A 375-nucleotide genomic window follows, 5' to 3' on the forward strand; every position below is an offset into this window, starting at 1 on the left:
GTGTCGATCATCGTGGTCCAGTCCGACAGCGTGGCGCTCTGTGCCGGCGCGGTGCCCTGCGCCAGGCCAGCGTTGTTGACCAGCAGGTCGATCTCGCCAAAGGCCGGCGGCAGCGCCAGCAGGGCCGCCTCCATCGCCACTGCCGAACCCTCCTGGTCGCCGAACGCGGCCACCATCGCGCGCTGCAGGTCGGCGTCGATCGACAGCCGCAGGTCGGCACCGGACTGCGCGGCGACGCGGCCGATGTGCGCAGAGCAAGAAGCAGGCCCATGACTTCCGGGGTTCGGGCCGGGGCAGGGCGGCGGGCTACAATCGAGGGTTCCACTACCAGGGGCCGCTCCATGCGCTCGAACCTGCTTGCATTCTCCATCGTCG

General features: G+C 70.1%; 1 pseudogene. It reads right to left on the reverse strand.

Annotated elements, in window-relative coordinates:
- A pseudogene (locus tag ABGA94_RS05930) lies at positions 1-140 on the reverse strand (NADP-dependent 3-hydroxy acid dehydrogenase); the annotation flags it as partial.
- Positions 141-375: the final 235 nt, after the last annotated feature.

The sequence above is a fragment of the Stenotrophomonas sp. 3diitr2024 genome (genome assembly GCF_042136455.1).
GTDB lineage: Bacteria > Pseudomonadota > Gammaproteobacteria > Xanthomonadales > Xanthomonadaceae > Stenotrophomonas > Stenotrophomonas sepilia.